Origin of the sequence: Leptospira yasudae, from assembly GCF_003545925.1 — a bacterium.
In the GTDB taxonomy this organism is placed as follows: Bacteria; Spirochaetota; Leptospiria; order Leptospirales; family Leptospiraceae; genus Leptospira; species Leptospira yasudae.
The window spans coordinates 112,047-137,029 of record NZ_QHCU01000002.1; the positions used below are offsets into that span (position 1 = coordinate 112,047).

The 24,983-nt window shown below is 44.0% G+C and carries 24 protein-coding genes; 17 read left to right on the forward strand and 7 right to left on the reverse strand.

Features of this window, described 5'->3' with window-relative positions; all coding sequences use genetic code 11:
- Positions 1 to 5 precede the first annotated feature (5 nt).
- From gyrA to lenA, 3 genes are all read left to right on the forward strand, one after another.
- Complete coding sequence (gyrA, locus tag DLM76_RS05670; protein ID WP_118964632.1) at positions 6 to 2,510, forward strand: DNA gyrase subunit A; 2,505 nt, start codon at positions 6 to 8, stop codon at positions 2,508 to 2,510.
- 4 nt (positions 2,511 to 2,514) lie between these two features.
- Positions 2,515 to 3,471: a tRNA dihydrouridine synthase DusB gene (gene dusB / locus DLM76_RS05675; protein WP_118964633.1), complete on the forward strand. Its 957-nt coding sequence runs from the start codon at positions 2,515 to 2,517 to the stop codon at positions 3,469 to 3,471.
- Positions 3,472 to 3,539: 68 nt separating this feature from the next.
- Positions 3,540 to 4,277 carry a lipoprotein LenA gene (gene lenA / locus DLM76_RS05680; RefSeq protein ID WP_118964634.1) on the forward strand — a complete coding sequence of 246 codons (738 nt, stop codon included), beginning with the start codon at positions 3,540 to 3,542 and terminating at the stop codon, positions 4,275 to 4,277.
- 75 nt (positions 4,278 to 4,352) lie between these two features.
- Here the strand turns inward: lenA and DLM76_RS05685 are convergent, their stop codons facing one another.
- Positions 4,353 to 4,916 (reverse strand): lipoprotein LipL21, encoded by a 564-nt coding sequence (locus DLM76_RS05685; protein ID WP_118954498.1) that lies wholly within the window; start codon positions 4,914 to 4,916, stop codon positions 4,353 to 4,355.
- Positions 4,917 to 5,054: 138 nt separating this feature from the next.
- Between DLM76_RS05685 and DLM76_RS05690 the strand changes: the two genes are divergently transcribed.
- Positions 5,055 to 6,611 (forward strand): LIC10012 family protein, encoded by a 1,557-nt coding sequence (locus tag DLM76_RS05690; RefSeq protein WP_118964635.1) that lies wholly within the window; start codon positions 5,055 to 5,057, stop codon positions 6,609 to 6,611.
- Between the two features lie 15 nt (positions 6,612 to 6,626).
- Positions 6,627 to 7,520, forward strand: a complete 894-nt coding sequence (locus DLM76_RS05695) for an AAA-type ATPase lid domain-containing protein (RefSeq protein ID WP_118964636.1) — start codon at positions 6,627 to 6,629, stop codon at positions 7,518 to 7,520.
- Here the strand turns inward: DLM76_RS05695 and holA are convergent.
- A complete protein-coding gene (holA, locus tag DLM76_RS05700; protein ID WP_118964637.1) occupies positions 7,462 to 8,550 on the reverse strand; it encodes a DNA polymerase III subunit delta in 1,089 nt (362 codons plus the stop codon). The genes DLM76_RS05695 and holA overlap by 59 nt on opposite strands.
- Before the next feature lie 86 nt (positions 8,551 to 8,636).
- Here holA and DLM76_RS05705 point away from each other — a divergent pair, with 86 nt between their 5' ends.
- A complete protein-coding gene (locus DLM76_RS05705; RefSeq protein WP_118954494.1) occupies positions 8,637 to 8,852 on the forward strand; it encodes a hypothetical protein in 216 nt (71 codons plus the stop codon).
- Here DLM76_RS05705 and DLM76_RS05710 read toward each other — a convergent pair.
- On the reverse strand, positions 8,843 to 9,406 hold the full coding sequence (locus DLM76_RS05710) for a nucleoside triphosphate pyrophosphatase (protein ID WP_118964638.1): 564 nt from the start codon (positions 9,404 to 9,406) through the stop codon (positions 8,843 to 8,845). The genes DLM76_RS05705 and DLM76_RS05710 overlap by 10 nt on opposite strands.
- A gap of 60 nt (positions 9,407 to 9,466) precedes the next feature.
- Between DLM76_RS05710 and DLM76_RS05715 the strand changes: the two genes are divergently transcribed.
- From DLM76_RS05715 to DLM76_RS05735, 5 genes are all read left to right on the forward strand, one after another.
- Entirely contained in the window at positions 9,467 to 10,363 is an 897-nt protein-coding gene (locus DLM76_RS05715; RefSeq protein WP_118964639.1) for a hypothetical protein, read from the forward strand.
- A 13-nt stretch (positions 10,364 to 10,376) separates the two neighbouring features.
- Positions 10,377 to 10,868, forward strand: coding sequence for a hypothetical protein (locus tag DLM76_RS05720; protein ID WP_118964640.1), 492 nt, complete (start codon positions 10,377 to 10,379; stop codon positions 10,866 to 10,868).
- Between the two features lie 4 nt (positions 10,869 to 10,872).
- Complete coding sequence (locus tag DLM76_RS05725; RefSeq protein WP_118954490.1) at positions 10,873 to 11,616, forward strand: SDR family NAD(P)-dependent oxidoreductase; 744 nt, start codon at positions 10,873 to 10,875, stop codon at positions 11,614 to 11,616.
- Between the two features lie 15 nt (positions 11,617 to 11,631).
- Positions 11,632 to 12,240: an L-threonylcarbamoyladenylate synthase gene (locus tag DLM76_RS05730; RefSeq protein ID WP_118964641.1), complete on the forward strand. Its 609-nt coding sequence runs from the start codon at positions 11,632 to 11,634 to the stop codon at positions 12,238 to 12,240.
- 183 nt (positions 12,241 to 12,423) lie between these two features.
- Entirely contained in the window at positions 12,424 to 14,103 is a 1,680-nt protein-coding gene (locus DLM76_RS05735; protein ID WP_118964642.1) for an FG-GAP and VCBS repeat-containing protein, read from the forward strand.
- On the opposite strand, the gene DLM76_RS05740 is transcribed toward DLM76_RS05735, so the two are convergent.
- Positions 14,104 to 14,460 carry an arsenate reductase family protein gene (locus tag DLM76_RS05740; protein WP_118964643.1) on the reverse strand — a complete coding sequence of 119 codons (357 nt, stop codon included), beginning with the start codon at positions 14,458 to 14,460 and terminating at the stop codon, positions 14,104 to 14,106.
- A 255-nt stretch (positions 14,461 to 14,715) separates the two neighbouring features.
- Between DLM76_RS05740 and fliG the strand changes: the two genes are divergently transcribed.
- The 6 genes from fliG (at position 14,716) to DLM76_RS05770 (ending at position 20,969) form a co-directional block, all read left to right on the forward strand.
- A complete protein-coding gene (gene fliG / locus DLM76_RS05745) occupies positions 14,716 to 15,729 on the forward strand; it encodes a flagellar motor switch protein FliG (RefSeq protein WP_069605674.1) in 1,014 nt (337 codons plus the stop codon).
- 66 nt (positions 15,730 to 15,795) lie between these two features.
- The gene (locus tag DLM76_RS05750; RefSeq protein ID WP_118964644.1) at positions 15,796 to 18,039 is read left to right on the forward strand and encodes an adenylate/guanylate cyclase domain-containing protein; all 2,244 of its coding nucleotides are present in this window, start codon (positions 15,796 to 15,798) and stop codon (positions 18,037 to 18,039) included.
- A 13-nt stretch (positions 18,040 to 18,052) separates the two neighbouring features.
- A complete protein-coding gene (locus tag DLM76_RS05755) occupies positions 18,053 to 18,538 on the forward strand; it encodes a peroxiredoxin family protein (RefSeq protein ID WP_118964645.1) in 486 nt (161 codons plus the stop codon).
- Entirely contained in the window at positions 18,519 to 19,733 is a 1,215-nt protein-coding gene (locus DLM76_RS05760) for an LIC10025 family lipoprotein (RefSeq protein WP_118964646.1), read from the forward strand. Before DLM76_RS05755 ends, DLM76_RS05760 begins: the two co-directional genes overlap by 20 nt.
- Before the next feature lie 168 nt (positions 19,734 to 19,901).
- Positions 19,902 to 20,606, forward strand: a complete 705-nt coding sequence (locus DLM76_RS05765; RefSeq protein ID WP_118964647.1) for a urate hydroxylase PuuD — start codon at positions 19,902 to 19,904, stop codon at positions 20,604 to 20,606.
- Positions 20,607 to 20,609: 3 nt separating this feature from the next.
- A complete protein-coding gene (locus DLM76_RS05770) occupies positions 20,610 to 20,969 on the forward strand; it encodes a c-type cytochrome (protein WP_118964648.1) in 360 nt (119 codons plus the stop codon).
- Between the two features lie 114 nt (positions 20,970 to 21,083).
- On the opposite strand, the gene DLM76_RS05775 is transcribed toward DLM76_RS05770, so the two are convergent.
- The 3 genes from DLM76_RS05775 to DLM76_RS05785 all read right to left on the reverse strand — a co-directional run bounded on the left by DLM76_RS05775 (position 21,084) and on the right by DLM76_RS05785 (position 24,917).
- Positions 21,084 to 21,932: an inositol monophosphatase family protein gene (locus tag DLM76_RS05775; protein WP_118954482.1), complete on the reverse strand. Its 849-nt coding sequence runs from the start codon at positions 21,930 to 21,932 to the stop codon at positions 21,084 to 21,086.
- Positions 21,933 to 21,952: 20 nt separating this feature from the next.
- Positions 21,953 to 22,864, reverse strand: coding sequence for an LIC_10030 family protein (locus DLM76_RS05780; RefSeq protein WP_118964649.1), 912 nt, complete (start codon positions 22,862 to 22,864; stop codon positions 21,953 to 21,955).
- 76 nt (positions 22,865 to 22,940) lie between these two features.
- Positions 22,941 to 24,917: a beta-galactosidase gene (locus DLM76_RS05785; RefSeq protein ID WP_118964650.1), complete on the reverse strand. Its 1,977-nt coding sequence runs from the start codon at positions 24,915 to 24,917 to the stop codon at positions 22,941 to 22,943.
- Between the last annotated feature and the right edge of the window lie 66 nt (positions 24,918 to 24,983).

Sequence of the window (24,983 nt, forward strand, 5' to 3'; positions counted from 1 at the left end):
TCGAAATGAGTCAAGAGATGGAAAACGAAACAAAAGTCCTGAGTTATAATATCGCCGGAAAACCCGATATCGCGGATGCGTTGAAAAACGGCGTGCGTGTTATTCCTGTAGAAATTGAAGATCAAATGAAAGAAGCGTATCTCGGATATGCGATGTCCGTGATCGTCGGCCGAGCGCTTCCGGACGTGAGAGACGGTTTAAAACCGGTTCACAGAAGAATTCTTCACGCGATGAACGAACGCGCGTGGAGAAGCGATCGTCCTTACGTAAAATGCGCGAAGATCGTGGGGGAAGTGATCGGTAACTATCACCCGCACGGGGACGCTTCGGTTTACGAGGCCCTCGTAAGAATGGTGCAGGATTTTTCTTTGCGCGTTCCTTTGATCGACGGACAAGGAAACTTCGGTTCCATCGACGGTGATAACCCGGCGGCTTACCGATATACGGAAGCTCGACTCGAAAAGGTTGCGGAAGAATTATTACGCGACATCGAAAAAGAAACGGTAAGCTTCTCGCCCAACTACGATGATACGAAACAGCAGCCCGACGTTCTTCCCGCAAACTTTCCGAACCTACTTGTAAACGGTTCTTCCGGAATCGCGGTGGGAATGGCTACGAATATTCCTCCGCACAATCTCAAAGAGACGATCGACGCCGTGATTGCGGTGATTCGCAATCCGGAGATTACGATTCCTGAAATTCTTAAAATCGTTCCGGGACCGGACTTCCCGACTTCCGGAATCATCATCGGCGGAGAAGGTTTAATTTCCGCCTATACGACCGGAAAAGGTTCGATTCGAATCCGTTCCAAAGTGGAAATCGAAGAGAAGAAGAACGGAAGAGAAGTGATCGTCGTCACCGAAATTCCGTATCAGGTAAACAAGAAGGTCCTTCTTGAAAAGATCGGAGATCTCGTTAACGATAAACAGATCGAAGGAATTTCCGAAATCCTGGATCTTTCGGATCGGAAAGGGATTCGAGTCGAAATTCATATTAAGAAAGACGCAAATGCTCAGGTCATTCTCAATCAGCTTTATAAGATGACCCAGCTTCAAGTGAGTTACGGAATCACGATGCTCGCGATTCTCGATAACAAACCTAAGATTTTCAATATTAAGGAAATCTTAACCGCGTATGCGGCTCATAGAAGAGAAGTCATCGTAAGAAGAACTCAGTTCGATCTGGATAAAGCGGAAAAACGCGCGCATATCTTGGAAGGATTGAAGATCGCTCTCGAAAATATCGAAGAAGTGATCAAAGTAATCCGCGCTTCCAAAAATCCTCCCGAAGCGAAACAACAATTGATGATTCGTTTCAGTCTTTCCGAAGTTCAGTCGGATGCGATTCTCGAGATGAGACTGCAAAGACTCACTTCCCTCGAAGTTCAGAAAATCATCGACGAATTGGAAGAAGTCAGAACTTTGATTGCGGATCTGAAAGACATTCTCGCAAAACCTTCTCGCGTAAGCGAAATCGTTTGCACCGAACTGCAAGAGGTCGGCGACAAATACGGAACGAAAAGAAAAACGGAAATCTCCATTGAAAGTATCGAAAGTTCTTCGTTTAACGCCGAAGACTTAATCGCCGACGAAGAGATTGTGATTCAAATCACTTACGATCAGTTCGTAAAACGTCTTCCGATCGATACGTTCAAACGGCAAAAACGCGGCGGAAAGGGAATTCAAGGTCTTTCTCAAAAACGCGACGACGTGATTAAAATCATGAAGGCCGCGATGACGCACGATAGCATCATGTTCTTTTCCAATATCGGAAAAGTGTACGTGATGAAGGCTTACGAGTTGCCGATCGCGTCCAAAGAAGCGCGCGGAAAATCGCTCAAAGCGATCATCAATTTGAGAGAAGACGAATACGTTTCTTCCGTCTTTACGTTCCGCGGAGAGGATATGGAAAAGGATCTTCTGCTGGTAACAAGACGCGGTTTTATTAAACGAATTCAGCTGAAAGAATTTTCCAACGTAAAAAAATCCGGGATCATCGCGATCGGTCTAAGAGACGGAGATGACCTGATCAAAGTGGAAGCGATCGAAGATAAGGATGAAGTTATGATCTTCTCCAGAAAAGGATTGGCGCTTCGTATAGAAGGGAATAGTATTCGAGCGCAGGGAAGAACCGCAAGCGGTGTGACCGGTATGAGACTCTCGGAAGACGATGCGATCGTAGGTCTTAGTAAATTTAAAGAAGGCGAAGATATTTTCGTCGTCTCCGAAGAAGGTTACGGAAAACGTCTCGGCTTTGAAGAATTCGCCGCAAAAGGAAGAGGCGGTAAGGGAATGGCCTATCTCAAAGTTACCGATAAAAACGGATTCTCGGTAGGAACCGGTTCTGTCGGAAGCGAAGACGAAATTATTCTGATCACTCAACAAGGAATGACGATTCGTATCAACGCATTCGATATTTCTAAATTAGGTAGAACCGCTGTCGGCGTTCGTATCGTGGACTTAAAGGACAACGATAAGGTGCAGGATTTTACGGTTCTCGGAGAAAGTTAAGCCTATGATTCAAATCGGAAACGTCTCGATCCCGGGGAGAATTTCTCTTTCTCCCATGGCGGGAATTTCCGATTCTCCGACGCGCAGAATCTGCAGAGAATTCGGCGCGGCATTTTCTTATACGGAATTCGTAAATACGGACGAAATCGTTCATCGCGCATCGAAGGCGTTGAAGATGTTTCGTTTTGATCCGGAAGAACGTCCTGTTACGTTTCAAATTTTCGGCAATCGTTTGGAGATCATCGCCGAAGCCGCGGAAATCATCCAAGAATTAAAACCTGATATCATCGATTTGAACATGGGTTGCTCTACTCGGAAAGTTTCGCTGCGGGGAGCGGGAGCGGGTCTTTTGAGAAGGCCGATCTTAGCCGGAAAAATCATCGAAGCGATGAAAAAACGCGTAAGCGTTCCCGTTACCGCAAAGATTCGAATCGGCTGGGATTCCGAAAGCCGCAACTATGTCGAAGTCGCAAAAATTCTGCAAGAATCGGGAGCGGATGCGTTAACGGTTCACGGACGCACCAAAGAAATGGCTTATACCGGTTTGGCGGATTGGAATGCGATCGCCGAAGTAAAAGCGAACGTAACGATTCCCGTTTTCGGAAACGGAGACATCAAAAGTTTCGAGGAAGCGAATTTTAAAATCAAAGAATACGGTGTCGACGGAGTTTTGATCGGAAGGAATGCGATCGGGAATCCTTGGATTTTTTCCGAAATCAAAAAAGAAGATTTATCTTGGAGCGAAATCTCCGCGGTGATTTTAAAACACCTCGCTTGGATGGTCGAAGATTTCGGAGAAGAATTCGGTCTTGTTCTATTTAGAAAACATCTCGTGAAATATTTATCCGGTCTTGAATTCGATCCGTCCTGGAAATCCGAATTACTGGAACTTAGGGAATGGAATCGTTTCGAAGACGTTCTACTTTCCGACAAAAGACGCAACGTTGTAGCCGCGATCTAACTTCTTCCATTATTTCTTGACTAAATTCTCCGCGAGCTTAAAAACTTCGAGAAACGGAGAAACACTGTATGAAACACATAAAGTTATTCTTAATTCTTTCTTTTGCTTTGCTGATCATGATCGGATGTAAAAAGGAAGAAAAGAAGCAGGAAGCGCAAATCTTAGGGACCCGATTTGCGAATTTCGATCAATGGATTTATAAAGTCCCTGGTTCGGATAAAAAAGAAGATCAAGTCAGTCTTGTTTACGGAATGGAAGAAGTAACCGGTTTGGAAACCGTCGATGCGGAAGTCGCAACGAAGAAAGGAACGTCCACCGTATCATTCATCAAAGTTAAAACCGTAGAAAACAAAGAAGGGTATGCGCCCGCTAAGAATTTCTCTGAAAACGTTTATTTCGTTTTGAACGACTCGGATGACGCATTCGTAAAACCGACCATCACGGCCAATACGAAAGGCAAGTTGAAACGGGGAATGTATTGTTTGGAACAGGAAGTCATCGGAGAATTCTCCAAAGTGACTTGTTACGATTCCATTTTAACGGAAGATAAGTTGAACAACTATTACGACGTTTGGATCAAAACGGTATCGGCTTCTTTAAGCAAGGACGCTCTTCTGGGAGAAACGGTTAAACTGTTGAAGAAATCCAGCCAAGAGCTTTCCAGATACAATTCGGTTTCAGACGAGGAAAAGAATAAGATCATTCAAGTTGCGACGGAATCTTTGAAAAAGGCGGCGTCTAAGCAGGATGAATTCAACGCGGACATAAATACTCTTGCCGCAAAGTTCGGCATCGTTCTTCAATAATCCAAAAGGAAATAAAAAACCCCGCTGTTGAAGGCGGGGTCTGTAAGCAAAATAAGCTTTTTATAACTCAGCTTATTATTGTTTGTTGGAAACCTCTTGAGCTTTCGCAACGAGAGCGTCTTTTCCACCAGGAAATTTTGCGTAAATTACGCACTGACATTCTTCCCAGTTGTCTTTAGAGATGTCTTTTGGATCGGAACCGGAACCGGTTGCTTTACACTCGTAAACCCCAACTCCTTTTACAACACCTTGAGATTGAGAAACGATTACGGATGCAGTTGCTTCACCGTCGGATACTCCGGATGCTGCTTCTACAGTTTCACCAACCATCTTTTTCACAACGTCAGACGCACCTTGAAGTCTAGAAGCTTCGCGGCAAGTCGATTGCATCATAGCTTGGCTTTTCTTAGCTACTGCTTTAGCGGATGCTCTGGAGGAAAATTTAATATAGTACCAGTCTTTTGGATTAGTATCTCTTGGTGTTTTTCCGTCGTTTCTTTGCTCTGGAGGTCCACCCCATCCTTCGAATGTCCAACCGCCATCACCTACAGATGTTGCGTCTTTTTGTCCGGTGTCAGTGCTGGAGCAAGCTGCAAAAATCATCGTTGCTACAGATAGAGCGATAAGTCTATTGATCATTATTTTCTCCTTGATCTACTAAATGAAAAAAACTAATACTTCACGGAGTTTATGCAACTCATTTTTTAATGAGTTGCTTTGAATCGAGGAATTCTCATATTAAATTATAAAACCGATTTGCGTCGCACTAAGTCATCCATGTTCAGAAATTTATTTTTTTTTCTATGTTTCGTGACTCATCCACTCTTCTCCACGAGTATAATTTTCCTTCCGGGTAAGGTGGATGGAAATCTGCCGGCGACTTTGGAAAGAATCGACGACAGATCGCAAGAAATTTCCAAATTTGGCGCGTTTTACGCAAACTTGCTTTTGAGAGCCAAGGTTGATACGACCGAAAGGATTCCCGACAAAGAAATTTTCAGCAAATTCCGAAACGCTCGTTTTGGAAAAGAGGACTTCTCCAGGGTTTGTTCCGAAATCCGCGCGGACTTTTTAGTTCGAGATGAAATTGGCTTCCAAAACAATGTATCTTTGGACCGCATCGTCTACAATTGCGCGCAAAAGCAATTGGATGAATTTCATCTTACGGAAAAAAACGATCTTTTCTATTTAATGCGATCCATGACGGAACGCTCCTTTCCCTGGATTCCCGCTAAAAAACGGCAAATTTCGAATTCTTCATCTAAACAAGTCCCGAAAGAATTTATTTTCGTAATTGATCTTTCCCCTTCGTTTCAAAGAGAAAGAGAGGAACTGATCCAGTTTATAAAAAACGCGTCTTGGGATTCTATGACAGGAATTCGGATCGTTACGTTCGGAGAAGGGAAGGTTTCGATTCTCCCTAAAGCGACATCGTTGAACGAACTTCGCTCTCAAATTGCGGGTTTAAAGTCATACGGAAAAACCAGTTTGGAAGACGTATCCGAAGCGCTTTTGAGTGTGCGAAGAACTTTAATGCAGTCGGGAAATAAATTCCAAGGCATTCACGACATAATCATTCTAACGAATGCAAAAGGAAAAATTCCGAATCCGACATTGTCGTCCGCAATGCAAGACTTACAATCCGCTGGTTATGGAATCAAAGTATTCACCTCCCCGTATTTTTCGGTTATGCAAACTCAGTTTTACAAAGGAATTCTTTCGAAAGGAAGTTTCTTTGATATTACGTACTTCCGACGCGTCAGCACCGCGAAGGATTCCAAAACCCTCTTGTTCCGAGGAAGACAAATCTACTTCACTTACGCAGACGTGACTCCGAGCCAAACGGTCGCAGAATCTTCTTTGAATAAGGTTTCGTATTCGGGCAAATATGCGGAATCCGAATCGATCAACCCTTTGAATTTTACCGAAATCTATTCCGATTTGACCGGAGACAAGATTCTCACGGCTGAACCGTTGCAGGACAATCTTTCCTTTTTACTTTCCCAAGCCGTGTTTAAGGATGAATTTAAGAGTGATGGCGGCGCCGAAGTTTTGGTAAAATCGGGGGAAAAAGCGTTTTGGATTTCGTTGCCGGTCGGGTTAAAGGCGCCGCAGGTCGACGAACAGATCGCTTATCTAACGACTTATGTTCCATCAGGAGGTTCCGTGGACGGAGTTTCGAACGTTGCGAATTTAACCGAAACGTATAAGACTTCTCCTTCTCAAATTCTGGAATGTACGCCGATTCAAGTAAGAAATTATTTTCAGAATACGAATAAAAGTTCTTTCGATTGTATTGTCCGAGGTAAAGTTCTCCAGGTCAAAGGATTATAAACTTTTTGTAGGGTCATGGATTCCGAAGAAAACATTTTTATCAGCAATGCTTCGAATTCGATTAAGATCTTGAATCGACTCAAGTCGTTGTCTCAGAATAAGATGCCCCTCTTTGTCACGGGAGGTCCGGGCAGCGGTAAAACGTTTGTTTCTTCTTTGATCGCGAATTTATCCGGTGAAAATCCCAAAGTCGTCGTATTAGATTACAATAGCGCGGAAACGGAAACGGCGTTGAATTCGATTCTTTCCGACGATCAAAACACCTACTTCGTTTTAAAAGACTTCCACGATTTCCCGAAAGAACTTCAGGCCTTTTTGTTAAAGCGACTTCGCGAAAACCGATCCAATTCGCGCTTCATCTTTCTCTCCGGTAAAGAATGGAAACAGAAACTGGATGCGGGACAAATCCTGGAATCCCTCTACTTTGAAATTTCCAATTTTCGTTTGGATCTTCCCGATCTTCGAGAGAGAAAAGAGGACATTCCCCTTTTGATTAAACACTTCCTCGAAACTCTTTCCGAAAAATACAAACGGAAGGAAGTTCGTCTCAGCGAAAAATTATATCAGCTTTTGCTAAACTACGATTTTCCGGGAAACGTTCGCCAGTTGAAGAATCTTCTGGAAAGTATGGTTTCCCTGTTTGCGGTCCGGGTTCTGGACGTAAAACATCTTCCGCCGCAAATGTTCGAAACGTCGTACGTTTATCCCGAATTTATCGAAGTGAAAACGGGAATTCCATTGAGGGATTACGAACGGGAAATCATCAAAAAGAACCTTATCCTTGTGAACGGAAACCGTGAAAAGGCCGCAAGAATTCTCGGGATTTCGGAAAGGACGATTTACAGAAAAATTATAGAATTCGGTCTTTCCGGCGAAGCTGAAGGAAAAAATCCTCCATCCGTCGATTGAAATAAAATTCCGCCCCTTCCTTTTCCGCACCGGTCTTGATTCGGATATTCATCTCTATCATAAAATCGTAAAGTTCTCCGATGATCTTATCGGAAAAGAAAGTCGCTTCTTTTCGAAGACGATTCCGCACGAAATTCTTTCTTGCGGGACTGTAGGATTGTATATCGAGGTATTCGTAAAATTCCTCGTCCGAAAGAGTCGCTTCGTACTTTTTCGAAATGATTTTGTATTTGCGGAGCTGATCGATTCTTTCCTTTAAGATCATAAAAAACAACAGCAGCGAATCTCTTCCGCTTTGATATTTTCTCAATTCTTTGAAAAAACGAATCCGATCGGATTCCATAAAAAAATCCACAAGACCGGAAGAATTGAATTCTCCGCTGAATAATAAAACGTCTTCCACGTCCTGTTTGGTGAACGTTTTTTTTACGAGATAGAGTTTGAGTTTGGAAAGTGATTGGAGATAGGCGCCCATGGAAGGAGGAATTTTATGAAGAAACTCGTCCATCGCGTCTTCGTCGAGTTGAACTCCGATTTCCTTACAGGCCTGTAATAGGCCGCCTCGCGTTTCGTTCGGATAAAAGTTTTTCGTTTTAATGAGGTTCGCTTTTCCGCCGAAAATCTGCAGAACCTTGCTCGGAACTTCCCAGTGATTGTAATGAACCAAAAGTTGGATCGAATCCGGAAAGTTCGAAAATTGTTTTTGAAGCGATTCGTTGTTCTTTCCCTTTCCGCCGGAGATCGGTTTAAAAAATTCCAATCCCGATTTGATGATGAATAATTTCCGGTTCGAAAACATATCCAAGTTGAACGCTTCGGACTGAAATCGTTCAAAGTCGCCCGGCTCGGATACGAAGATTACGATCTCGAACGGTTCGCCGGTTTTACGGATCGATTCCTTATATTTCTCCGCAAGAATTTCGAACTCATAGGATTCTTTGGCTGCAACGAAGACGATCTGCGGTAAATTCTTACTCCAATCGGCAAGGAATTCTATGGAATTTTTATATTCTTTGGTTTTGGTCGCCATTCTATGAAAGCCGTAAATCGGTTCGGTTCTCTAAAAAATCCGAAGAATCGATTAAGCTGTCGGATCGATTCTCCGAAGATTAGAATATGAATATCAGTTCCGGAGTCCAGAGGATTTCTTTTCCGAACGAGGCTTTGACGTATGTCAGCCCGGTCCGTATGGGCGGAAAAGTGCAAGCCGTGGAACCGGTGCGTCGAGAGGATTTCGTAGCGGACCGCAGTTTTCCGGGAAAGAATCTCGCTTCTCCTCCGAAAGGCGATTTGCCCACAACCCGCGGAAGTCTGATCGACTTTTACGCGTGATTTCCTTTTAAATACTTCTTCCAAAGTTCGTGGTATTGAAAGAACATCCGGATCGGAAATCCGAGGATGTTCGTATACGATCCTTCAAAACCGAAAACCGGTCCTTCCTTATCCTGAACCCCGTAACTACCGGCCTTATCAAACGGAGAATACGTTTCGATGTATTTTCGGATTTGATCGTTGTTCCAAGTATGAAACTGGACTCGGGAAGAATCGAATGCGAATTGTTCGAGTCCTTGATCGTAAATTCCTAAGCCGGAATAAACCAGATGTGATTTGCCGGAAAGTTTTCCGAGCATTTCCATCGCTTCGGAAACGGTTTCGGGTTTCTGTAGAATGCGATTGTCCAGAACGACGATCGTGTCGCAGGAAATCAAAAGCTCGTCTTTGGAACGAGTTCCTAACTTTGCCAATGAAATTCGTTTGAGATATTCGAGAGGACTTTCACCCGGAAACGCGGTTTCGTCCACCTCTTCCGGTTCGACCCTAAAATCGAGATCCAAAGATTCCATGACGTATTTTCTACGCGGGGACCTGGATCTGAGAACGATCATAGATCCACAGTTTGAGAAAAGCCTTGCTTTGCACCCGTTTTCCTGTCGATATTGGTAAGGATGAAAAAGAATCGGCTTATTTCCCGGATGAAACTCGGATTCGTAATTTTTCTAACCGTTCTTACCTGCAACGTTTCGATTTTTGCGCAAACCGCTTCGAATGAAACGAAAGATCCGAAAGACAAACAAAAGATTCAATCCGATCGTGAATTGATCGAAACGGGAAAACTCGAATCGATCCGTAAAAAAGCGTATCTCGGTTTGAAAGGAATCCGGGTTTCTCTTTTGAATTTCGGTAAGAAGCAGGATCTTGATAAACTCGCTTCCGACTACGGTCAGGCAGAAACTTTGTATATCAAAGCGGAATATGGAAATGCTAGCACAGCGTTTGAAAACATCTTTAAAACGATCGTTCCTTTGGAAGAAACCATTCGCAAGGATTACGAAAACAGAACGATTCAACTCGGTCAGGAGTTGGCCCCTCAAATCGTGGCGATCCGGTTGGACGGAAAAAACAAAAACCGTGCGATTCTTCCCGTATTAGAAAAATATTATGTACGTTTCGGGGAAACTTCCAAGACCTCTACAAAAGAGTTGGAAAAAGGAGAACGAACCTCCGCGCTTTATTATCAAAGACAATCGCTTCTGGCGTTATATCAGGCTAAGATTCTTTTGGGAAAGAGCGAGGATTCTACGCTTTCACTTTCCGATAAGATTTCCAAAAACAGGATTCTCGATACGGATTATCTCAAATCGGAAGAATTGATTTACTGGGACGACGTGGAAGGACGATTGAATTCCGAAGCGGAAGAAGAAAGAAAAAAAGACAGAGTAAAAACCCTTAAATCCTACGAATGGAGATTGGGTATTTCCGCCGGAAAACTGCAAAAGGACGGAGAATCGAAAAATCCCGATTCTTCTCAAACCCCTGCGGCACCGAACAAAACAAAACCTTAATATTGAAACGGCCATGATGATTCTTTCCCGCTCTAATAAAATTCCGATCCTTCTTTTGATTCTTTTTACGTTCTCTTCCTGCAGAAGAGGAAGTTTTGATCGAGTCAAAGAATCCACGTTTCAATATTTCTGTAAGGAATATCTAATGTTCTGCGATAAGATCGTAACGAAGATCGACATGTTCGACTGCGATCCTTTGCACAACACGTATGAAAGCGACGGAGCGCATTATATCAACCGGGACGTTCTTGTGGATGACCTTACGATTGAAAAAGAGGAAAAAGGAACGGAAATCTTCGATCCTTATTCCGAAAAAAAACCTAAAAAAGAAAAAACAAAGGACACAAGTTCGGACTTCGGAAAAAACATTCGAATCGATTCGCGTAAACTCATCCGTACGTTCGATACGGAACGAGGAAAAAAACCATCGATTGAAAACGGCGGCGAATCCATCGAAGAAATCCGGCCTTGTTATCCGGTAAAACCAAACTACAATCAGGAGTGATCCATTGAGTGATTTATTCAACGTTAAAGGCAAAACGGTTCTCGTAACCGGATCCACTCGCGGGATCGGAAGACATTTCGCGGAAGGTTTTAAAAATGCGGGAGCGATCGTTTACGGAACCGGTTCTTCGGAAGAATCCATCAAAAAATTCGAAGGATCTGGAATCAAAGGGTTTGCGGCCGACATTCGTCAACCGGATGTGATGGCTCCGATCATCGAATCGATCGTAAAAGAACACGGTAAACTCGACGTGTTGGTGAACAACGCAGGAATCGCATCCAATAAACCCGCAGCTTTTTTAAAAGAAGACGAGATCGAATCCATCATTCAAACCAACTTTACCGGCGTATTCCGAGCTTGTGCGGCCTATTACAAAATTCATAAAAAGAAAGGCGGGAATATTATCAATATTGCATCTATTCTCGGGATGAGAGGGACCAAATTCGCTTCGGTGTATTCCGGAACGAAAGGCGCCGTGATCAATATGACTCGCGCGCTTGCGGTCGAGTGGATCGGCTCCGGTTATCGTGTGAACGCGATTTGTCCGGGTTTTATCGACACGGATATGACCGAGATGATTAAAGAAAAGCCCGATGTGATGGAACAAATGCTGAACGCGATTCCGATGGGAAGGCTCGGAAAACCGGAGGATTTGGTCGGAGCTGCGATTTATTTCGCGAGCGACGCTTCCGCGTATGTTACCGGACAAACGATCGTCGTCGACGGAGGAATCACCGCCGGGCTCTGAAGCAGTCTAATATTCATGATTCTTTCCCTGCACCCGATCAATCCGGAAAAAAGAAAACTCCAACAGATTTCAGACAAATTGTTGGAGGGAAAGGTTTATATCTTCCCGACCGATACGGTTTACGCGCTCGTCGCAGATTCCCAATCCAAAACGGGCGTCGAAAAATTATACGATCTGAAGAATATTCCGAAAAACCAACCCCTCTCTTTGATTTGTCCGAACATTTCCGTAGCTTCGAATTACATCGAATATTTGCCGAATGACGCTTTCCGTTTGATGAAAAAAATCACGCCCGGTCCGTTTACGTTTATCACGCGCGCAAACAAACATCTTCCCCGTGTTTCCTTTTCCAATCAGAAGGAAAAACAAATCGGAATTCGGATTCCGGATGCGATCTATTTGCAAGAATTGATGAAGATTCATCCGAATCCTTTGACTTCAACGTCCGTTTTCGCAAATGACGAGTTTATCATCGAAGTGGAATCGCTCGAGGAGATTTACGGGTCCCGCGTGGAAGGGATTATCGACGGTGGAATCGTGGAAGTAGAATTATCGACGATCTTGGACGTCACCGGAGACGAAATGACGATCGTCCGCGAAGGCAAAGGCGCCGAACTTCTGTAATCCGGTTTGCCTCGCCGACAAACCCATCCTTCATACAACCCCGTTCTACGAAAAAAATTCTTTCTGAAATAATTTTCCTAAAAATCGAAAAGTGAAAAAAGTATAGAAAGTCGGAAGAGTTTCGTCTGTTTTTAATACGACATCCGATACTATGGATGAATCAATTTTGATGGGCGCATTTTTATGAACCGATTTTTTTACCTTCTCTGCGCCCTTCCGTTTTTCTATCACTGCGCCGTAAAATCCATGGAGAACGTATGCGATATCAGCGGTTCTCTCTTTTATAAAACCTTGTTTTTGAATGCGGTCGTTTCCGGGAACGCAAACGTATGCGGAGCCCAGATCGGTTTGCCTCAACCGAAAATTTTGAACCTAAGTTCCAAAGCTCTTTTGAACACGGGATTCTTGGTCGGAGAAATGGATGCGAGTATGTCCGGTGTGCAGGTTTCTTTGGACGGCGGTCCGTTTTTAGACGCGCAGATTTCCGGAACGCAATGGAAATTTCAACTGCCCGCGGCCGGAGTTCCGTCCACCATTCCTTCTACGGGAGTTTGGAAAGATTGGAGTTTGCATACGATCTCTGCTCGTTCGGTTTTAGGTTCGAACACTTCTTTGCCGGTTTCCATTTCGGTTCAAAAAGGAAACAATAAAGATATCGATGGGGATGGTTATCCGGACGCGTTGATCGGTTCGCAGGCTGCAAACAGAGTACGGGCTTATCTTTCGCTCGGAAAAAGCCGCGGTTTAAGTTCCGCAGTTACTACCATCAACGGCGCGAGCGGTCTCGGTTATTCCGTCGCGCTCGGTGATTTTGACGGAGACGGATATGCGGATGCCGCAGCTGCAGGCGCCGGTTCGAACTTTGCATTGTATCTTTCTAAAGGCGCATCCGCCCCGGGTCTTTCGACTACAACCACCAGTCCAACGACGGTTGGAAACGGAATTCTTAATTTAACGGTCGGCGATATCAATGGAGACGGCTTTTCCGATTTGGTTGTCGGTTCACCGTATAACGCGGGAAATATCGGAAACGTTTATACTTTCTTATCCAACGGGATCATCGGACAAGGGGTTTCCTTTCAACAGCAATTGAACAATCCGGCCGTTGCAGGAAGCACGCAATTTTACGGTTATGCGGTCGCGCTCGGCGATGTGGACGGTGATGGTCGATCGGATGCGATGATCGCTGCAGTCGGCTCGTCGCAGCTTGGGGCCAGCTTCGTATATCTTTCCCAAGGGAATAATTATACAACGTACTCTCAAACATTTCCGGGAACCACATCGAATCAGTGGTACGCGAATTCCATCTTTGCAACGGATATCAATCGAGACGGTCTTTCCGATATGATTGTCGGTGCCTATCAAGAACCGAGTTTTGCGGGTTCGCCGGGGAGGATTTATGTTTATAGCTCCACTGCAGGAATTCTCTCCAACGTGGTAAACAGCCCCGTTGTCGGAGTTGCCGCTTCCGCAACGGGAACATCGGTAGGGACCGGTGACATCAACGGCGATGGATTCTTGGATCTCTTCGGAGGCGGTTATACATATACAGGCGCTTTTCCCAATCAAGGGGTTGTTTTGACTTTTTTATCTATGAGCAGCGGCGGAATCAGTTCGACTTCCCTAAATCTTTTAACGAATCCCGTGAACATGGGCGAAATGGGAATGTCTATTGGATCGGCGGACATAGACGGGGACGGTTTTAGCGATGCCTTGCTCGGTGCGCCGAGTTCCGTTGGAGGAACGAACATCGGAAACGTATATCTCTATTTTTCCGAGGGTGCGACCGGATATACGAGCGTTCCTCAAACGATGACCGATCCGGATGGCACGGGAACATTCGGAAGTTCGGTGGACTTATAACTATTTAATTTGTTTTTTCCATTCTTCTTCTTTAAAACCCACAAAACCGAAACCGTCTCCAAGCACGAAAGGACGTTTTACTAAGTTTCCATTTTTGGAAAGAAGTTCCAATTGTTCATCGACGGACATGGACCCGAGTTTGTCTTTGAGTCCCATTTCTTTGTAATCTCCGCCGGAAGTGTTGAAGAGTTTTTTCGATTCGTTTCCTACGTACTTCAACATCGTTTTGAGTTCGGTTTTTTTCGGAGGGGTTTCGCGAATCGGAAGAACTTCCAATTCCACTTTTTTCCCGGAAAGAAATTTGAGAGCGTTGCGGCAAGTGCTGCAGTTCTGATACTGATAAACTTTGAGTTTCAAGATGTTTCTCCGTAATCGAGCCTCTTCGATCGCATGCGGAGGTCAAGTTTTCCCGAGGATTTTTATGGGAAAGGGAGAATCTCGTTTTGCCGTAAAGCACGGGTTTGTCCGAAAGCGATTTCCGACCGAAGTGATCTCCTTCTTTAATGGAACGGATTCGGCTTTTTAACGCGTAAAATTCTTCCTTTCGTCGAAAAATCTTTTCGTTGAAATGCTCGATTTTAACCGATAGGATTCTTACAGGTAGACTCGGGCGTGCTGAATAAAAAGACAAACCTTACCGGAAGACAAAAGGCGGCGATCTTTTTGATCGCGGTCGGAAGCGAAGTATCTTCCGAGATTTTCAAACACCTCCGAGAAGACGAAATCGAACAGATCACGTTCGAAATCGCGCGACTTGATAAGATCACTCCGGAAGACAAAGAAAAGGTCTTAGTAGAATTCAACGAGCTGATGATGGCTCAGGAATTCATCTCGAACGGAGGTATCGACTTTGCGAGAGGTCTTTTGGAAAAGGCCCTTGGAAATCAGAAAGCGATCGATATCATCAACCGACTTACTTCTTCCCTGCAAGTAAGACCGTTCGACTTTATTCGTAGAACGGACCCACAGCACTTATTAAACTTTATCCAGAATGAACACCCTCAGACGATCGCCTTGATTCTTTCCTATTTGGACCCGCAAAAGGCATCGAACATTCTTTCGAATCTGCCGCACACGATTCAGGCAGAAGTCGCAAAACGGATCGCGACGATGGACCGGGTCAGTCCGGACGTACTTCGAGAAGTGGAACGGGTTCTTGAAAGAAAACTTTCCACTTTGGCTTCCGAAGATTATACCTCCGCCGGTGGTATCGATTCAGTCGTCGAGATTTTGAACCTGGTCGACCGGGGAACGGAAAAGACGATCATAGAAGCTTTGGAAGAAGAAGATCCCGAACTTGCGGAAGAGATCAAGAAACGGATGTTCGTATTCGAAGATATCGTTCTTTTGGATGACCGAGCGATTCAGAAAGTCATGCGGGAAGTGGACAACTCCGATCTTGCAAAAGCGTTGAAATCGGTCGATACCGAAGTTCAGGAAAAAATCTTCAAGAACATGTCCAAACGTGCGGCCAACTTGCTTCGAGAGGATATGGACTTTATGGGTCCAATTCGTATCAAAGACGTGGAAGACGCGCAGCAGAAGATCGTAAACATCATCCGTAAACTGGAAGATGCGGGTGAAATCGTCGTCGCTCGTGCCGGTGAAGACGAACTCGTCATGTGATCTAATTTTCCGTTTTGGAAAGAAATTTCCTTCTCTTCTGAATCTTTTGGATGGAATTTTGATTGCATGATCCGGATCCTAAAACTCATTTTAACTACATCGATTATATCGATTTGTATTTCCTGCGCGACCGATCCTGATCCGGAGATTTTGGATCTCACGCAAGCGGAATGGAAAGCGAGCCTCGGCAATCATCTCAAAACTAAATTAGAAAAATCGAATTTTTCCGGTTCCAATTCCCAAACGAAACGAAAGAACAAAGAACGTGAGTTAAGCGCCTCCGAGGATTGGAAAACGATTTCCGGTTTTCCGGCCGGTTTAAATTCCCTGTTTGGAATTCCAGAACAATCCGGTTTTCACGATGCAACCGTTACGATCGACTTTTCCATTCGTCCCGGATCGCAGTATTTAAAACTTCCGGCTGCGATTTATTTTCCCGATATCGGAGAAAATTGGGAGTTATATTTGAACGGAGTTTTGATCCGAAAGGAACGATTTCCGGAAGCCCCTGAACAAACGGCGGATTTGACGCCGGTAATTCGAAGATCCTTAAAATCGGTGACTTTGCCGATTCCATCCGGAACCTTGAAGGAAGGAAAGAATACGATTCTCATCTATCTCATCGGGGAATCGAATCTCACGCCTTACATTCAAAACGACCATTTCGGTTTTTATCATGCGAGCGGATATCGAATTTCCTCGTTTCAGCAAATCTACGAATCCACTTCCGAATATTTCGAAGTGTTTTTATACGGAATCTATTTTATATTCGGAATATATCATATACTCTTCTATATAACCCGAAGACAGGATTTGTATTATCTGTATTTCGGATTGTTTTCGTTCGCTTCCTCCGTGTATTTCTTTTCTTCCTCGAACTTGATCTTTCAAAAATTCGTAAATTCGAATTCCAATATAGACAGTTCGTTGTTCTTTCGGGCGGAATACTCTTCTTTGACGTTGATTCTTCCCTCTTTTTATTACTTTCTAAAGGAATATTTTTATCCGAAAGAAAAGGCCGGGATCGTTCCTCTTACGTTCGTGGGACTTTCCATCGGATTGTTTTTAGGAGTTTTGGCTTCTCCGTTTTCGTGGACTCATATCGCGTTGAAGGTCTGTCAGGTTTCGATGATCTTCTTTTTGTTTTATATTCTCTACTTTTCGATTCAAACCGTAAGAAGAAAGAAACAGGACGCGAAGAAGATGTTGGCGGGAATTGCAGCTTGTATCGTTTTTGCGGTTTGGGATTTGCTCGATTCGATCTTTAAGATCATAGGGCTTCATTATCCTTTCTTTAAGATCGCCTACTCCCTTTTTATCATCACGATCATCAGCATTCTTGTTTCGCGATACATTCAGCTGTATAAGGACGCGCAGCTTCTCAACAAAGAGTTATCGAATCAAAAGGATGCGTTCTATCGATTCGTTCCAGCTGATTTCATCCGTATTCTCGATAAGGAATCGCCCGTCTCGATTGCGATTGGAGACAACAAAGAAAAGTCGATGACCGTTTTGTTTTCGGATATTCGAAATTTTACGAGCATCTCCGAAGCGATTCAACCAAGTCAAACAATCGCATTCTTAAATTCGTATCTTTCCGAAATGGAAGATCTAGTTTATCAAACCGCCGGCTTTGTGGACAAATATGTGGGCGACGCAGTTCTCGCGCTCTTTGCAGATTACAACGAACGAGTGGAAAAGGAGAATTTCAATTCCGCGGACAACGCGGTCGAGTCAGCGATCAAGATGGTCAATGCGGTTCAATCGGGAAGAATGCAGGAAATTTTTTCGATTCCTTCTCCTTGGAATTTGGAAATCGGAGTCGGTATCAATACCGGTTCTTTGATTTTAGGAACGGTGGGAAGCGAACGTAGAATCGATACGACCGTGATCGGGGACGCGGTTAATCTTGCGTCCAGACTTCAATCTCTTACGTCCTTATATCAAAGCAGAATTCTCATTTCTCATCACACGTATTTGCAGCTTCACCGGATGAGCGAGGTCGGAATTCGGATGATCGACACGGTTTTTGTAAAGGGAAGAAATCAGCCCGTCGATATTTACGAAGTATTTGAATCCGACCCCGATGATATCAAGAAATTCAAACTGAAAACGTCCGAACTTTTATCACAGGGAATTTCGGAATACAAGTCCGGTAACTTCGACGACGCTTCGAAAATATTTAAACAACTCTATCGAGAAGAAGCAAGAGACAATCTTTCTAAGATTTATCTAAAACGTTGTAAGCTGTATTCTTCCAAACCGCCGGAAGAAAATTGGGATGGAATCTTTCGATTTCAGACAAAGTGATTTTTGATCCGTAATGCGTTCCGCCGGTTTCATTCTTATTTTGCTTTTCAATCTGTGGAGTTTGAACGCTTCGGATCTCCCCGAATTTCGACTTAGGGATCAAAAAGGCGAAGTTCTGGAATCCAAAAAGCTCAAAGGAAAAATCGTTTTCCTTTTGGGCTGTTCCTATACGGATATCGTCCTTTGCAGAAAACATGGTCGAAAGATTTACTGGAGAATGCAAAACCTCATCGATGAAAGCAAGGATCGAGTCGAGTTTATAGCATTCATCGATCTTCAAAACGCACCGAACGAAGTGCAAACTTATATCGATCAAAATAAGTCGAAGAATTACGAATCGATCTTTTTGGATGAAAAAGGAGCGATTTCCTCCGGAATTCGCCGTAATTTTTCGTGGTTACGCATTTTTTCGGGGAACAAGAAATTAATTTTTGAATCTTATTACAAAGATGTGGATGATCGTACCGTAGACTCGCTTTATGAAATCATTCGAAAATAAAGGAAATAGACTCGGCTTTCTGGTTTGTATCGTTCTCTTTATTTCCGTTTCGAATTGTATTCAAAAAAAGCCTCAACAAGCGGCATACTGGACGGAATATCTCGCGTATCAAAAGAACATCTTGAAGGAATATCCAACGGGCGGAATTCGAAACGCCCTTTTCGGAAATTTAACTTCCGCGGACGAATCGATTCTTCAGGAAAAAAACGGATCTCTTTCGATCGATTTTTACATCCGTAAAACGGACCGTGGATTGCAAAATATTTTGACCACGGAAAAAATTCCGGATCACGTTCCGTATCAAATTCATGCGGAATATTTTCCCACTTCCTTTAAAGATCAAAAGACGTATCGAATGAAACGGAGAACTGTTTCGATTCTTCCCGCATACAGCTATCATGATTTCTTTCAACACGTGGATCAGCTCCAGCATTTTCTTCGAAATCCGTCCAATGATTCGTCAAAGTTCTCTTCGATTTCAAAAGCGCATCGGTTTCTTTGCGGGGTCTCTCATTGCGATACGGGTAGAGCAGAGAATTCTTCCTGGCTTTTGTACGAGTTGAACGACGCCACGGAGAATACGTATCCGCAATTTTATAAACGGTTTCATAAAATCTTAAACCAAGTTTCCTATCGAATTACGATTTTCAAGTCCGGAGAATTTTTAAACGGAATCGAACTCTACAACGATGGAACGAAAACCTTCTTGAAAGTCCCCGATACGGAAAACGGCTATTGGAAAAACCCGGAAGCGCTTCACGTACGGGTTTCGGTATTCATACAAGTTTACGGACTCAAAATCGATATTAGAAGTTTAGGATATAAGCTTCGTTTTTTCTCATCCAAGAATTACGAAAAAATCACCGGGGAATTTTCAAAACTTCCGGAAAAGAAAATCAGCGGACGGTTTCTTCAGATTTTTCCGCCGGGCGTCGTGAATTGGTTCATTCCCGGAGATATGGAAGAATATTTCGATCAGCTCTTTCTTCTTCTTGTACAAGGAAGCGAAGGCAACGGTGGAAACAAGTTCGAATCCGAATCCTTTCGAAGCGGTAACACGATGAAGGTGATCCTAAAATCGCAAGCCGAGATTTTTAGGGATCGTTTTTCTCCCTTTCGTTCTTCGAATGAAAAAGACGATGAACCTTCCTTCTGGGAAACACTTCAGAAAATTTTAATCGAAGATCTAACTTAAAGTGCACTTGAAGTTTGTCCTTAAGAAGTGTATTTTATTCTCTCTAAAGAATTAGAATATTTCTAAAGTGCTTGACTGAGAGTCTAAATTCCAGGATTTATTTTTAGTTCTGGCGCTCGGTCTTTTTAAAGCGCACAATCATATTTCATTCGATGAATTGGAGGTATTATGGAAGGGATTGCTCTTTTTACAAGCCAAGGCTTGTATTTCCTCTTTAAGTGGGTGCATTTCCTCGCAGGCGTCGCCTGGATCGGACTACTCTGGTACATTAACTTTGTACAAGGAGCTTTCTTTGCTGAAACGGACGCTGATACAAAAAAGAAAGCGACGCAGCAATTGGTTCCAAGAGTTCTCTGGTGGTTCCGTTGGGGAGCGATGTTTACGTTCTTGAGCGGTTGGGCGATGATCATCTACGCTATTTACAACGGCACTACTCTTTCCACAGGTCAGTGGCTTGCAGTGATTCTCGGTGGAGGATTACTCGGTTCCTTGATGTGGTTCAACGTATGGTTCGTAATTTGGCCGGCCCAAAAAGTCGTGATCGCTGCCGCAAAAGGTGAAACGGCGGAAAACCCTGCTCCTCGCGCAGCAAGAGGACTTCTGGCTTCCAGAACCAACACTCTTCTTTCGATTCCGATGTTGTTCTTGATGGGAGCGGCGAGAAATCTTCCGATCTCCTTCGACGTTACCGGAGCGGAATCTCACACGTTTTTAGGTGTGATTCTCGCGATCATCGCGTTGGTTGAAACGAATGCGTTAACCGCAACACCCGAAAGCGCGACCTTCAAGCCGATCAAAACCGTGAAAGGAGTCATCACTTCCGGGTTTATTCTTTCCCTGATCATCTACATCCTTCTTGAGGTTCTCCTTTAATTGATGTCGATCCGTGAAACTCGAGGCGGGATGACCCGCCTCTTACTCGTTTGTATTTCCGTGATTCTTTTATTTGCGAACTGCAAAGAAGAAGAGAATCAGACTCCCGAACAAAAATTGCTGACTCAAGGAAAGGGATTGTATGTGACCAATTGCTCCGCGTGTCACAATCAAAATCCCGCAGTAGATGGTGCGGTAGGACCGGCGGTTAAAGGATCGAATTTCGAATTGTTAAAGGCGAGAATCGTAAGCGGAACGTATCCACCCGGATATACTCCGAAACGCACGAGCCAAATTATGACCCGCCTTCCTTTAAACGACGATCAGATCCGAAGCATCGAAGCGTTTCTCAACGCTCCTTGATTCAACGAAAACATTAGGGATTTTGAATGTCCCTAATGTTCTTCTTTCTTTAAATTAATTTTTCAGAAACGTCGCAAATAGAAAGGCGACGTCCTTATCGAGGTAGGAAATGATTTAGTTTCTTCCGATGGAATCGCGGACGTTTCTCATAATATCCACGATTTGTGAATGGACTTTTCCGTTGGAAACGACGACTTCCGAGTTTCCGGAAAGAAACCGTTTTCCGTTAAAGTCGGTCAGTTTTCCTCCCGCTTCGGTAAGAATTACGGAACTCGCAGCCGTATCCCAAAGTTTAACGCCCTTCTCCCAGATTCCGTCGAGCAGACCTTCCGCGACCCAGCAAGCATCGAGAACAAAGGAGCCTGTTCTTCTCATCGAGCGTCCGCAACTGATAAACGCGGTGATATCGGAAATGACTTCGTTTAATATTTCTTTTCTATTCGTTGGAAAGCTCGGCACAAGCATTGCGCGCGCGAGGGATTCCGTATTGGAAACGTCGATGCGAAGTCCGTTTTTAAAAGCGCCTTGAGAAAGAATGGCGGAATATTTCGTGTTTAAACCGGGAACGAACACGACTCCCGCAACCGGAGATTCTCTGTGCTCGAGTCCGATCGCAACGCAATAAAGAGGAATTCCCCGGACGAAATTCATGGAACCGTCGATCGGATCCAAAACCCAGCGAAAAGAATTATTGCCTTCGTATTTGTAATTGTCTTCGGAAAGAATGGAGTCGGAAGGAAAGTTTTGTCTGAGATATTCCACGATGAACTTTCCCATCATCTCGTCGGCCTTGTGGATCTGATCTTTTTCTTCCGCCTCGGTCGAAAACGCGAACGTCTTCAAATCTTTCTGAAGCTTCAGAGCCGATTCGATAAAAATACCGGATACGGATTGAACGGATTTGATCCTGCGTTTGACTTCCTCTAAAGGAAAATCAATGGGAGGGGCAAGTGGTTGGTCCATGGGTTTCTCTTCAAAAAAGATTACTTTCGTTTTAGGATTTTCCAGAGCATATTACCGGAGGGAGTTACGTCCCTTTCCGTTCCGAAAGAACGGAGCCAGTTGTGCAAAGGTTCCTGTTTTACTGAATCTATAGTCATGCTTTCCGGCGACAATAAAAGATCAATCAAATGCCGGAAGCTTTCAAATTGGCTGAAGATTCTTTCTTGAGAGCTTTCCAAAAAACGAGTGCTGATCGTATGAAGTTCCACGTCGATCGGTTCAAAAACTTTTCCCGGTTTCCAGATTTCCTTATCGATGCCGAGAATCGAATGAATCGTAGAAATCTGTTTCGAGTAATCCACGTCGTCGAAAAGCTCCGAATACGTGTGCTGAATTTTGTTAAACGACGGAATCGTATCCACGTCCACCATGAATTCTGTCTCTTTATATTTGCGCGTCACGAAATCGACGATGATCCCGTTCTTCATTTCGAACGATTCTAAGGGAAGAATTCTCGCGGAAAAATAAATTCTCCGTGTTCGAACCGAAGCCGTCTTTCCTTGCGCTGCAGGTTTCACGATCATCGGAGTCGGAGCGCCGCCCAAATAAGAGAGAATGAAACTGACGACGAAAACGAACTTCTTCTCATTGTCGACTTCCGATGAAGGAACCTCTTTCACTAAGAAGAGTTGATTGGAATTCTTTTTAGGCTTTGCGATCGGAAGAACGTGACATGTACGGATCAACTCCGGAATCAGTTGTTCCGCCTGCAGAAGGAATTCTTTAGCCGCCGCAAAGTCCACTCCGTAAACGGATGTCGAAGGAAGAATGAAACTGTCTTCAAATTCGAAAAAGGAAGTATGAAGGTTATCCACGAAAATTTCGTTCGGACGGTTTTGTCCGGAAGCGGACGAAAGGATTCGATTCAACTCTTCGATTTGATTGAGTTCCAAATATTCTTACCGTTTCAATTTTGTTAAACGACATCGGAAAATCGCGTTTCGATTTCCCGCTTCGTGGTTAATCGTTCTATTTCTTTTTAGAAAGAATTCGGACTTCATAAGGATTTAAAAGCCTTAAACCGGCTAAACTTTTTTTACCGGAATGATTGATAAAGATTTCGTAATCTTGGTTTCTGCCTTTTCTGAAAACCTTTTCCACGTTCGGTCCGTAAAACGTAAAAGGAATCTTCGCTTCCTTCAAAATACGACGATATAGAAGCACGAAACTCAAAGGCTCCAACGAAGAACCCACGTAAATTACCCTTCCCTTATGATAAGAATTCGCGGTAATTACGGGAGCGCCCTTGTAGAATTTTTTCGGATCGGTGTACCGAGCCCAAACTTCTGCGGTCGTAGGTTCCAAAATTTCACAGATCTTGGAGCAAGTTCCCGGAAAAAAACGGAATCGAAATTTGACCTTTTGGTTTCCCACCGCCTCGAACTTGCGAACCTTAACTCCTGCCATTTCCGCGAACGGTCCTGGAATTTGAGAATCATACATCCATCCGTTTAAATCCTTGGCTCCGGTCCGAAATCCCAAAATCAAGGTTCCGCCTTCACGGACGAATTCTTCCAAACTTTGAAATACCTTGTCCGTCACCATCGTGTACATCGGAAGGACAATGACTTTATAATCTTTGAAATCGATTTTAGACGCGGGACGAAAGTGAGTGTTTACGTTGAGGACGTTCATTCCCGAAAACCAAGTCGCCATTTCGATATCGTATCCTACCTGCGACCAAGGTACCGGTGAATATTTTAAACCCGTGGAAATCGGCTGATGTTTCCAGTTGCGTGCGTTCTCGATGTCATGAACGACCGCGACTTGCGCGGGAAACAATTCTTCCGTAAAATCTTCCGCGTATTCTTCTATCTCTTGAATCCCTTTTTGAAGTTCGTAATAACGTTCGGTCTTTTCCTTATCGTGATCTAAAATTCCGTAACAAAGTTGTTCTTGCCCGTAACGTGCGGTTCTGTATCTGAAAAAATAAATCGCGTTCGAACCGTGAACAATGGAATGTTTCATCCATAGTTTTGTTTGACCTGGGGCTGGAAGGTAACCGAGAAGATCGTGTCCTTGAAATCCCGAGATTTGTTCCATCACTGTAAACGGAAGATTCTTCAGGCCGCGATTGTATTGCTGCATCGCGGAGATGAACGGATGAGGAAAGGGCTCTTCTTGTTCTCCCCAAGTCGGATAGTTATCCCAAGAAATATAATCCAAATACGTTGCGAGTTCCGCCATGTCTATGATCGGTAAAAACGGAGAAGGATATAAGTTCGTAGTCAAAGGTCTTCCCACGGAAAACTTACGCAGAATCTGGGCTTGCAGTTTTACGAAGTCGATGATCGTGTCCGAATGAAAACGATAAAAGTCTTGGATCATCGAAGGATGAAAGTTGCTCGCAACATGCGGCCCCGGAATCGGGATCTCATCGAAAGAATTATAGAGCGCTCCCCAGAAAACGTTTCCCCAAGTTTCGTTTAACGTTTGAATCGTTTTGTATTTGTTCTTCAGCCAAACTCGAAACGCCTTCAAAGAAGATTGAGAATGATCGATGTCCGATCCTTCGTGACCGATCTCATTGTCGATCTGCCAACCGATCACCGCAGGATGATTTCCGAAATGTTTCGCCATCGCCGTAACGATCTTCACAACGGCTCTTTTATAATTGGGGGAAGAAAAACAAGCCTGTCTTCTGGTTCCGATCGTTCTTTGAATTCCGTCTCGTTCTTGGATTATGTCAGGAAATTTCTTGGCAAGCCAAGGAGGAAAGGTCGCGGTCGGCGTTCCTAAAATCGCCGTCATACCGTTCTTTTGAATCAACTTGAGGATATGATCGAAGAAAGAAAATTCGTATTTCCCTTCTTTGGGTTCCATCATCGCCCAAGCGAACTCCGCAAGCCGAACGGAACTCAAACCCATTTCTTTCATAATGGAAATGTCTTCTTCCCAATCCTTTTTGGTCCATTGTTCCGGGTAATAATCGGCTCCGAATATCATTCCATTCTCCCTTGCGTTTCGGAAAGAGATTTCATGCGAGCCGCAATCTGAAAAGAAAGAAAACCT

What these genes read in the sequence shown, in the direction of transcription:
- holA (WP_118964637.1), bottom strand. Translation starts at nt 8,550, where the DNA reads ATGGCGACCAAAACCAAAGAATATAAAAATTCCATAGAATTCCTTGCC.
- DLM76_RS05735 (WP_118964642.1), top strand. Translation starts at nt 12,424, where the DNA reads ATGAACCGATTTTTTTACCTTCTCTGCGCCCTTCCGTTTTTCTATCAC.
- DLM76_RS05715 (WP_118964639.1), top strand. Translation starts at nt 9,467, where the DNA reads ATGAAAAAGAATCGGCTTATTTCCCGGATGAAACTCGGATTCGTAATT.
- DLM76_RS05755 (WP_118964645.1), top strand. Translation starts at nt 18,053, where the DNA reads ATGCGTTCCGCCGGTTTCATTCTTATTTTGCTTTTCAATCTGTGGAGT.
- DLM76_RS05785 (WP_118964650.1), bottom strand. Translation starts at nt 24,917, where the DNA reads ATGATATTCGGAGCCGATTATTACCCGGAACAATGGACCAAAAAGGAT.
- DLM76_RS05760 (WP_118964646.1), top strand. Translation starts at nt 18,519, where the DNA reads ATGAAATCATTCGAAAATAAAGGAAATAGACTCGGCTTTCTGGTTTGT.
- DLM76_RS05705 (WP_118954494.1), top strand. Translation starts at nt 8,637, where the DNA reads ATGAATATCAGTTCCGGAGTCCAGAGGATTTCTTTTCCGAACGAGGCT.
- DLM76_RS05775 (WP_118954482.1), bottom strand. Translation starts at nt 21,932, where the DNA reads ATGGACCAACCACTTGCCCCTCCCATTGATTTTCCTTTAGAGGAAGTC.
- DLM76_RS05770 (WP_118964648.1), top strand. Translation starts at nt 20,610, where the DNA reads ATGTCGATCCGTGAAACTCGAGGCGGGATGACCCGCCTCTTACTCGTT.
- lenA (WP_118964634.1), top strand. Translation starts at nt 3,540, where the DNA reads ATGAAACACATAAAGTTATTCTTAATTCTTTCTTTTGCTTTGCTGATC.
- DLM76_RS05690 (WP_118964635.1), top strand. Translation starts at nt 5,055, where the DNA reads ATGTTCAGAAATTTATTTTTTTTTCTATGTTTCGTGACTCATCCACTC.
- DLM76_RS05720 (WP_118964640.1), top strand. Translation starts at nt 10,377, where the DNA reads ATGATGATTCTTTCCCGCTCTAATAAAATTCCGATCCTTCTTTTGATT.
- gyrA (WP_118964632.1), top strand. Translation starts at nt 6, where the DNA reads ATGAGTCAAGAGATGGAAAACGAAACAAAAGTCCTGAGTTATAATATC.
- DLM76_RS05685 (WP_118954498.1), bottom strand. Translation starts at nt 4,916, where the DNA reads ATGATCAATAGACTTATCGCTCTATCTGTAGCAACGATGATTTTTGCA.
- dusB (WP_118964633.1), top strand. Translation starts at nt 2,515, where the DNA reads ATGATTCAAATCGGAAACGTCTCGATCCCGGGGAGAATTTCTCTTTCT.
- DLM76_RS05765 (WP_118964647.1), top strand. Translation starts at nt 19,902, where the DNA reads ATGGAAGGGATTGCTCTTTTTACAAGCCAAGGCTTGTATTTCCTCTTT.
- DLM76_RS05710 (WP_118964638.1), bottom strand. Translation starts at nt 9,406, where the DNA reads ATGATCGTTCTCAGATCCAGGTCCCCGCGTAGAAAATACGTCATGGAA.
- DLM76_RS05730 (WP_118964641.1), top strand. Translation starts at nt 11,632, where the DNA reads ATGATTCTTTCCCTGCACCCGATCAATCCGGAAAAAAGAAAACTCCAA.
- DLM76_RS05750 (WP_118964644.1), top strand. Translation starts at nt 15,796, where the DNA reads ATGATCCGGATCCTAAAACTCATTTTAACTACATCGATTATATCGATT.
- DLM76_RS05695 (WP_118964636.1), top strand. Translation starts at nt 6,627, where the DNA reads ATGGATTCCGAAGAAAACATTTTTATCAGCAATGCTTCGAATTCGATT.